Below are 7465 nucleotides of genomic sequence, written 5' to 3'. Positions count from 1 at the left end.
GCCCAAGCTATAGCAGCAGTTCGCACTATCAGGAACCATAAATTCGCACTATCGGGAACCGTCGCCGCTTCGCACCTTTCGGAACCGAGATTCGCACCTTTCGGAACCGAGATTCGCACCTTTCGGAACCCTGTGGATAGTTTTACCTTTCAGACCTATAGGGTTACTGGTGATTTTCAGGCCCGTAACCTACTCCGTAGGTAACACTATTAACACTAGGGGTTTCCCCTGATCCCCTCTTTGCGAAACCATTGAGACAGTGTATGTGTTCAGATGTACACATGCTTAGAAGGTGATGAAATGACCCCCAGCACCACGATGACGATCCGGCTCGATCCGCAGCTCAAGGCAAAGCTGGGGAGATTGGCGGACGGAACACGGCGCAGCCGATCTTTCTTGGCGGCAGAGGCGGTGGAAACCTACGTGGACCGCGAGCTGGCGATCATTGAAGGAATCGAACGCGGGCTTGCGGACGTGGAAGCCGGTCGGACGGTCAGCCATGAGGACGCAATGGCATCCGTGCGCCAGGCTATCGACGCGGCGGCGGGCAGCACCACGTGAGCCGACCGGTTCGCTGGTCCACCGACGCGCTGGCCGACCTTGCCGATCAGATCGCCTACATCGCCGCCGATAACCCTGCAGCGGCCCGTCGCGTGGCCGATGCCATCGATAGAGCCGCCTTGGCTCTTGGCGACATGCCGACAGGACGCCCCGGACGGGTGACAGGCACCTACGAGAAATCGGTGACGGGCCTGTCCTACATCCTCGCCTACGCGATCACGCAGACAGGCGGCGCGGAAGAAATCGCGATTGTCCGGGTGATCCATACGTCGCGGGACTGGTCCGCCGAGACATGGCCGGACTGATCGCTCACTGGCCCGGCGGTCGCTTGATCCAGATGGCACAGAAGGTGCCCCCGTTGTCCTGCTCGACCACCTGACCCCCGGCGTTGCCGCAGTAGATCGACGGGAAGCGCCCGAACTCACGGGCATCGCCGCGTCCCGTGATCCAAAACGCCGCCAGCGCGCCCAGGAGCGCCCCTGTGGCCCCGATGGAGGCCAACCACACCCAGAACCCGCCGAACCAGCGCCACGCCTCCCTGCGGGCCTCTCCTGCGGCTCTGCGGAACGTATCGCGTTCCTTGGCCAATTCCCCTGCCACGTCCGTCAGCACGCCCTGTGCGGCGCTGGCGGCCGCTGCGGTGGCATTGCGGACAACCTGGTCCCGGTCGTTCCGCAGGGTGTTCTGGAGGCTGGCCGGGGCGTTCTCCGCCGCGCGTTCCATCCTGCCGACCGCCTGGGCCAGCATGTCGTGCAGTCCCTTGGCCTCGTCCTTGTCGAGGCTGGTGCGCTGGAGTCGGTCCATGTCCTTGCGGATCAGGGTCAGCTCATCGGCGAGGATCTGGAACGGGTCCTTGCTCATTTCCGGTCCGCCCTCGCCGCCGCCTCGTCCAGTTCCGCCATCAGTCCGACCAGTTCCTTCTGATCGACCTCGCGGGTGACAGCCCGGCGCAGGAGGGCGGCGAGGGCGCGGGCCTTGTCCGGTTCCTTCAGCGCGTTGGAGATCACCACCGAGCCGACGATGATCTTGCGGCGCGTCTCGCTGGCCTTCTGGCGTTCTTTCAGGCGGGCCAGCTTGGCCTGCGTCGTCGCAATCTGCTGATCTATGCTCCGCGCCATTTTGGTCTCCACACTCATCGCCCTATGTTGATTTGTGCCGTGGGTTGAGGCAGGGTGCAAGACACGAAGTGCCCACTTATACAAACGCTGCGCGTTTGTGTGGGCGGGGGAGACTGGCGTTTCCCCTCGACCCCTAAGCGAAGTGCGGCACCGAATGGCAATCTACCATCTTCGAGCTTCGATGATTTCCCGCAGTCAGGGCCGCAGCGCCACGGCGGCTTCCGCCTACCGCGTGGCAGAGCGCATCGAAGACCGCCGCACCGGGCTGACCTTCGATTATGCGGCGCGGGGCGGTGTCGATCACACCGAGATCCTCGCCCCGGACCATGCGCCGGATTGGGTCCGTGACCGATCCGAGCTGTGGAACCGTGTCGAGGAATCCGAGACCCGCAAGAACAGCCAGGTCGCCCGCGAGGTCCGCGTGGCCCTGCCCGACGAGCTGACCCATGCGCAGCGTGTCGCCCTGGTCCGCGACTACGCACAGGCGCAGTTCGTGGACCGTGGCATGGTGGCCGACATCGCCCTGCACGCACCGGGGCGCGAGGGCGACGAGCGCAACCACCACGCCCACATTCTGCTGACCACCCGTGAGGTGGATGCAGACGGCTTCACCACCAAGAACCGCGACTGGAACAAAGTCGAGGTTCTGGAGGGCTGGCGCGAGGCGTGGGCTCGGGACAGCAACGCGGCCCTTGAACGCGCCGGCATCGAGGACCGCGTGGATCACCGGACGCTGGTGGCGCAGCGCGACGAGGCGCTTGAGCTGGCGAGCGCGGCGCGGGAGCGCGGCGACGAGGGCGCGGAGCTGCACGAGACCGTGCGGGCCATGTCACTGGACCGCCCGCCCCTGCCCCAGCTTTCCCTTGGTGCTTGGCAGCTCAAGGAGCGCGGCATCGAGGTTGCCGCCGTCCGTGTCTGGCACGAGGTCAAGGACCGTGCCGCCGAGGTCAGGCAGGTGGTGCAGGAGCTGACCGGACAGGTCCGCGATTGGCTGGACCGTGCGGCAGAGCACGTCATGGATCGTCTGGGATCAGGGCAGTCCGAGCTGGCGCTTGCCGGGGGGCGTGACGGCCGGGACCAAGAACCTGACTTTGCCGCACGGTTGAAGGCATCATGGGAAGCCTATCAGGGCCGAGAGAAGGTTCAGGAAGCCGCCACGTCGGAGCAAGAACGGGAAGCCCCGCAGGATTTTGCAGCACGTCTGCGCGAAGCAGCGGAGGGCGTTGATCGTGATGCTCTAGCGGATCGCGCCGCCGCGTTGCGCGAGGGCCGTGAGGCCGAGGAACGGCACACCGCACAGGAGGCGGCGCGAGAACAGGAACGGGTGAAAGAGCTAGAGCGCCAGCAAGAGATTGAGCGGGAAGCGCATCGCGACCGAGGGCATGGGATCGACCGATAAGAATAGCTTCAACAAACGGTCGTTTGCGCCGGTGACAAAAACGTATGAGTTTTGTCAAATCTGTTGCTCTTTGTGGACTGGAGGTCAGACACTCACTCCGAATAGCCACCCCACACCGGCCGTCACGGCCATTGCGAACACGCCCCAACCGACCACACGCATGACAGCAGGCAGAACAGGTGCTGCTCCCGCCTTGGCTCCGAGTGCACCGAGGATGGCAAGGGCGAAGACGGTAACAACCAGGACTGTCGGTATGATCGCTGAGGCCGGGGTTAGCCAGGCGGCGACAACGGGGACAGCGGCGGCCACCGAGAACGTTAGACCAGAGGCCAAGGCCGCCTGAAATGGATTTGCAGCATGTATGTCCGAGAGCCCAAGCTCATCCCGGACATGGGCGGCCAGCGCGTCTTTCTCAGTCAGTTCTCTCGCGACGGCCTCGGCGGTCGGCTCGCTCAACCCGCGTTCCACATAAATCGCCTTGAGTTCCTCGAATTCGGCCTCTGGCGTCTCCCGCAGCGCCTCCCTTTCGCGTTCGATATCAGCCCGCTCGGTATCGGATTGAGATGAGACAGAGACATATTCCCCGGCGGCCATCGACATCGCGCCCGCAGCCAGTCCGGCCACACCGGCGATCAGAACAGCGCGAGGGCTTGGATCAGCCGCAGCAACACCGACGACAAGGGAAGACACGGACACAATCCCGTCATTCGCCCCCAGAACAGCCGCGCGTAGCCAGTTGCTTCGCGTGATGTAGTGGGGGTCGTCCGAATGTGCGCTGATGTCTGTCATGTTGTTTCTCCAGATGCGCCTGGTGTCCCGGCATTTGTCGCTCCGGCATCGGGCGCTGCCCCCGCCGAGCCCAGGTGTTGGTTGTCAGCCAGCAACTCTTCGATGAGCAAGCTGATGAACTGCGCGCGTCCGTCAGTCGCGGACTTTGCATAGATGCTTGTTGCCTGCGCCCTGACCGTGCCCGCTGCGGTCTTGCGCACCCGAGCGATGGTGTCATTGTCCAAACCCTTCAGGATCATGATGGCCACATCGCGTTCCGCATTGGTTAGCCCCCACTCGTTAAAGAACGTTTCGATGATGTCCGCCAGATGGCCTTGAGCAATGTCGAGACCGGTCTGCATGTCGGACATGCGTGACAGCAATCCGCGCAACTCGATCATCAGAAAAGCAACACCGGCGACAAGTGCGACGGCTGCAACGGACTCCAGAAGCAAATGGGGATCGTCGAGATGCCCGTCCTCGCGAAAATCTTCGATCACGTCTCCGATGAAGAACAGCGCGCACATGGCCTGCAAAAGGATAAGGCCCGCAAGAACCGTTGCGCGCCTTTCCTTTGTCTTGGCAGGCCAAATCCGGAGCTTCATTCAACCTCTCGTCCGTAGGGAATTGTTTTTCTTCCGTTTATCATGGCACGGACCAGATTGACACCAGATCGCCAGGTATCGAACGCCACCCCGGCAACGTGCAGCGCAACGGAAAAGACCAGCCAGTTGAAGACGATCTCGTGAGCTTCCTCGACCCAATCGACTCCAAAGAACGTGATCGTCGTCATCATGTAGCCGGTGATGCCGATGGCAATCACGCTGGCCCAGATATTGTAGACCATCAGCGCCCCGAGCGGGTTGTGTGACAGATGAACCGTTTTGTCGCCCGAAAGCATCGCGCGCAGGTGATGAATGGCGCGCGCGGGGCTGGGCGGGAAGGCCGAGAAGCGGGCGTGCTTTGGTCCTATCAATGCCCAGACAAGACGTAGGCCAACCAGGCCCAGAGCGACATATCCGATCCATTCGTGTGTCTTGCTTTCCTCCTCGATAAACGTCCCGTTGAGCAGGATCGTCAGGGCGAGCGACCAGTGGATCAGCCGAACGAGCGGGTCCCAGACGGCAACCTCACGGGCGCTTGCGCGCCCGCTGGTTTGCTGTACGACGGCGGCCATGGCCTCAGCCCTTGAGTTCGAGCTTGGTGACAGCGCCGGTCTGCGGGTTCACATAGACTTCACCCATCTGGCCGTCGCGCACGAAGTAGACCTCGATCTTGCCGTCTTCCATTTCTGCCTTGCGGACTTCATAGCCCATGGCGGTCAACGAGGCCTGTACCTCTTCCATCGTTGTGCCAAGGATGCTGTTCATCGAGACATCTTCTGCAAGAGCGGGGGTAGCGAACGCCATCATGGCGATCAGTGCAAATTTACGCATGGGTCAGTTCCTTCGGTTCGGGCACCGAAATCACGGTGCAAGGGCGCGGCAGCCCAGTGCTGTCGCTCGCCGATAGTTGAGGCTTGCGGGGTGCTAACACCATTGCCTTGAGGCTTATGAACCCTCTGTTAAGCGCGCGCTTAGAGCGGATTTGTGCCGAAGGCATTGATGGCCTCTTGGCCGAGCAGTCGTGATCGGAGTGTCAAAAAGGGTGGTTTTTGGGAAGCTGTAATATCCGTTTCGGAACACACCGATACTTGCGGCACAGCAAAGAGACTGCATCTTCAATCAGGAATTATTGCTCCTGATTGCTTTGATTTGTGTTCCGGTTCGACATGGATCGTGACCTTGGCGTCATCTAAGTGGTTTTTCAAAGACTCCTCTATCTGGTCACATATTTCATGAGATTGGAAAACCGTCGTTCCGCCGGGCACGACCAGATGGAAATCAATAAATATTGCCGCGCCTGCGTGTCGTGTCCGAAGATCGTGTGCTTGCATTGCGCCATCCAATTGAACCAAAAACGCTCGTTTGCGGAGGGCTTTACCATTTTGTAACGGATCAATGGCTTGGGCCTTCCAAAACACCCTGCCAAAATTATGAAGGTTTTGGCGGGTTTGTGGCATGTCGATAGCTGCTATACTGATCGCAGGAATCCAAACAAACCACGCTTTGCCCCCTGCCCCGCCCGCTGATCGGTTAGCATTGCGGTCAACTTGCGGCGTTCTTCGCCCTCACGATCAAGGCGTTCGCGAAGGTCTGCCACAGTTTCAGCCATGTTTTCAGACAGGGTGTTTGCGGCTTTAAGTTCGGCGCGTAACCGTTCAATTTCAATGCGGTTTTCGTGGTCAGGAGTGGGGGTCAGTGCCGGTTTTCCTGACTGGTCAGTAGCGGTCAGTGGAAACACTCTATGCAACTCTGACGGATCAATCTCGTATCGTCCTTGAGTATCCTTCGGCGCACTTAAACGCCCTTCCTTTATAGCTTTTAGGACTGTTCCCTTCGCCTTACGACAGGACTTGGCCGCTTCATTCAGTGTCATGGTCATGTCCGGTTTTCCTCATGGTCACTATTGGTTTTCTTGACTGGTCATGACCAGTCAGCGTGACCAGTGTGCCACAATTTCTGAATCAAGCAAACCATCGAGGAAACGGCGTATCTAGGCATCGTAGCCGCTATCTTAGGCTGTTTTGTTTTCCGCAATAGGCTACGAATGCAGCACCCGCATTTTTCGGCGGGTTGCCTTTGGCCGTTTCTGCCTGCGCAAAGGCCAGCCAATCAGCTCGAAGGGCATGGTAATCCCGACCCTTTTCCCGTGCCAGAGCGCGGGCTTTTTCTTCGGCCCAGTCAGGCAGTGTGATTGCAGGCGCGACCTGTGTTTTCGTATGTCGGGGACGGAAGATCACGAGGTCATCGCCCGTCAGCTCGATCCGGTAGAAAGGCGTGTGATCGTCAAAAATGATCTGGCGAAGGTTGAGTCGGAACTTCTTGAGAGGAGCATTGCTGCCAGTCTTCCGTTGAAGGTTGGCAAGGCCGATATGCCATTTTGGCTGGTTGCCACAATGTTTCCGCGCGATCTCGTAGAGACGGCGTTCCAGCGGGCGGCGTAGGCGGAAGTAGTCGTTCGAGATCGTGACAACCTGGTCGGACTCGATAGCCCGCATGAGCCAGTCCGACAGGACCACCTCGCAATAATCCAGCCGCCATGAACCATCCTCACGCATGACAAATCCACCTTCGTCAATCAGGCCAAAAACACGGGTTTCCATGCGGTCTCCCGTGCGAATGTCCGTTTTGAAGGTTGTCCCTCGTAGGCGTTTGAAAGCTTGCTCTAGGCGTTGATAGCCAAGGTTGTTGGTGGGCCTGTTCGTTGAGACTAGAAGCTCCCGCCCCGTGAACCTGACACGCTTGCCGATCTTCTCGCCACGGTTTTTCATGTGCATCAGTTGGCTGATGCAGAAGATCAGAATGTCCTTGTCGAAGATGGTCGGCAGGCCGTTATAGGACGGCGTAATCTCTAGGCGAACATCCCCGGCCTCGTAGTGCAGGTGGCGCATGTCTGGCTTCGTTGCCAGCGAGAACATCGGATGTTCCATCGACGCCGTATCATCCTTCGGCACGACATCGGCGATGTCGAGGATAAAGAAATCTTTTTGAGGGTGTCGATCGGGAAGCAAGGCCAT

At 59.9% G+C, this 7465-nt stretch carries 12 protein-coding genes; 3 read left to right on the top strand and 9 right to left on the bottom strand.

Features of this window, described 5'->3' with window-relative positions; translation table 11 throughout:
• Positions 1-300: 300 nt before the first annotated feature.
• A complete protein-coding gene (locus tag JHX87_RS18415; protein WP_272833969.1) occupies positions 301-561 on the top strand; it encodes a CopG family ribbon-helix-helix protein in 261 nt (86 codons plus the stop codon).
• Positions 558-866: a type II toxin-antitoxin system RelE/ParE family toxin gene (locus tag JHX87_RS18410; RefSeq protein WP_271886942.1), complete on the top strand. Its 309-nt coding sequence runs from the start codon at positions 558-560 to the stop codon at positions 864-866. Before JHX87_RS18415 ends, JHX87_RS18410 begins: the two co-directional genes overlap by 4 nt.
• Positions 867-870: 4 nt before the next feature.
• Here the strand turns inward: JHX87_RS18410 and JHX87_RS18405 are convergent, their stop codons facing one another.
• Together JHX87_RS18405 and JHX87_RS18400 are read right to left on the bottom strand one after the other, a co-directional pair.
• A complete protein-coding gene (locus tag JHX87_RS18405) occupies positions 871-1422 on the bottom strand; it encodes a hypothetical protein (protein WP_271886943.1) in 552 nt (183 codons plus the stop codon).
• On the bottom strand, positions 1419-1679 hold the full coding sequence (locus tag JHX87_RS18400; protein WP_271886944.1) for a hypothetical protein: 261 nt from the start codon (positions 1677-1679) through the stop codon (positions 1419-1421). Before JHX87_RS18400 ends, JHX87_RS18405 begins: the two co-directional genes overlap by 4 nt.
• A 154-nt stretch (positions 1680-1833) precedes the next feature.
• On the opposite strand from JHX87_RS18400, the gene mobQ reads away from it, so the two are divergent.
• Positions 1834-3078 (top strand): MobQ family relaxase, encoded by a 1245-nt coding sequence (gene mobQ, locus JHX87_RS18395; protein WP_271886945.1) that lies wholly within the window; start codon positions 1834-1836, stop codon positions 3076-3078.
• Positions 3079-3162: 84 nt separating this feature from the next.
• Here mobQ and JHX87_RS18390 read toward each other — a convergent pair whose 3' ends face one another.
• The 7 genes from JHX87_RS18390 to JHX87_RS18360 form a co-directional block, all read right to left on the bottom strand.
• Positions 3163-3867 carry a VIT1/CCC1 transporter family protein gene (locus JHX87_RS18390; protein ID WP_271886946.1) on the bottom strand — a complete coding sequence of 235 codons (705 nt, stop codon included), beginning with the start codon at positions 3865-3867 and terminating at the stop codon, positions 3163-3165.
• Positions 3864-4451, bottom strand: a complete 588-nt coding sequence (locus JHX87_RS18385; protein ID WP_271886947.1) for a helix-turn-helix transcriptional regulator — start codon at positions 4449-4451, stop codon at positions 3864-3866. Before JHX87_RS18385 ends, JHX87_RS18390 begins: the two co-directional genes overlap by 4 nt.
• Complete coding sequence (locus JHX87_RS18380; protein WP_271886948.1) at positions 4448-5023, bottom strand: cytochrome b/b6 domain-containing protein; 576 nt, start codon at positions 5021-5023, stop codon at positions 4448-4450. The genes JHX87_RS18385 and JHX87_RS18380 overlap by 4 nt, the downstream gene beginning before the upstream one ends.
• Positions 5024-5027: 4 nt before the next feature.
• Positions 5028-5282, bottom strand: a complete 255-nt coding sequence (locus tag JHX87_RS18375; protein WP_271886949.1) for a PepSY domain-containing protein — start codon at positions 5280-5282, stop codon at positions 5028-5030.
• Between the two features lie 284 nt (positions 5283-5566).
• The gene (locus JHX87_RS18540; protein ID WP_419182195.1) at positions 5567-5908 is read right to left on the bottom strand and encodes a cation transporter dimerization domain-containing protein; all 342 of its coding nucleotides are present in this window, start codon (positions 5906-5908) and stop codon (positions 5567-5569) included.
• An 11-nt stretch (positions 5909-5919) separates the two neighbouring features.
• Complete coding sequence (locus JHX87_RS18365; protein ID WP_271886950.1) at positions 5920-6330, bottom strand: hypothetical protein; 411 nt, start codon at positions 6328-6330, stop codon at positions 5920-5922.
• A 127-nt stretch (positions 6331-6457) separates the two neighbouring features.
• On the bottom strand, positions 6458-7465 hold the full coding sequence (locus JHX87_RS18360) for a replication initiator protein A (RefSeq protein WP_164687498.1): 1008 nt from the start codon (positions 7463-7465) through the stop codon (positions 6458-6460).

This window comes from Paracoccus fistulariae, from assembly GCF_028553785.1.
Lineage (GTDB): Bacteria > Pseudomonadota > Alphaproteobacteria > Rhodobacterales > Rhodobacteraceae > Paracoccus > Paracoccus fistulariae.
The sequence above is the reverse complement of the archived record's forward strand: the minus strand, read 5'-3'. Positions and strand labels throughout refer to the sequence as shown.

What these genes read in the sequence shown, in the direction of transcription:
- JHX87_RS18415 (WP_272833969.1), top strand. Translation starts at nt 301, where the DNA reads ATGACCCCCAGCACCACGATGACGATCCGGCTCGATCCGCAGCTCAAG.
- JHX87_RS18405 (WP_271886943.1), bottom strand. Translation starts at nt 1,422, where the DNA reads ATGAGCAAGGACCCGTTCCAGATCCTCGCCGATGAGCTGACCCTGATC.
- JHX87_RS18400 (WP_271886944.1), bottom strand. Translation starts at nt 1,679, where the DNA reads ATGGCGCGGAGCATAGATCAGCAGATTGCGACGACGCAGGCCAAGCTG.
- mobQ (WP_271886945.1), top strand. Translation starts at nt 1,834, where the DNA reads ATGGCAATCTACCATCTTCGAGCTTCGATGATTTCCCGCAGTCAGGGC.
- JHX87_RS18390 (WP_271886946.1), bottom strand. Translation starts at nt 3,867, where the DNA reads ATGACAGACATCAGCGCACATTCGGACGACCCCCACTACATCACGCGA.
- JHX87_RS18385 (WP_271886947.1), bottom strand. Translation starts at nt 4,451, where the DNA reads ATGAAGCTCCGGATTTGGCCTGCCAAGACAAAGGAAAGGCGCGCAACG.
- JHX87_RS18380 (WP_271886948.1), bottom strand. Translation starts at nt 5,023, where the DNA reads ATGGCCGCCGTCGTACAGCAAACCAGCGGGCGCGCAAGCGCCCGTGAG.
- JHX87_RS18375 (WP_271886949.1), bottom strand. Translation starts at nt 5,282, where the DNA reads ATGCGTAAATTTGCACTGATCGCCATGATGGCGTTCGCTACCCCCGCT.
- JHX87_RS18540 (WP_419182195.1), bottom strand. Translation starts at nt 5,908, where the DNA reads ATGCCACAAACCCGCCAAAACCTTCATAATTTTGGCAGGGTGTTTTGG.
- JHX87_RS18365 (WP_271886950.1), bottom strand. Translation starts at nt 6,330, where the DNA reads ATGACCATGACACTGAATGAAGCGGCCAAGTCCTGTCGTAAGGCGAAG.
- JHX87_RS18360 (WP_164687498.1), bottom strand. Translation starts at nt 7,465, where the DNA reads ATGGCCTTGCTTCCCGATCGACACCCTCAAAAAGATTTCTTTATCCTC.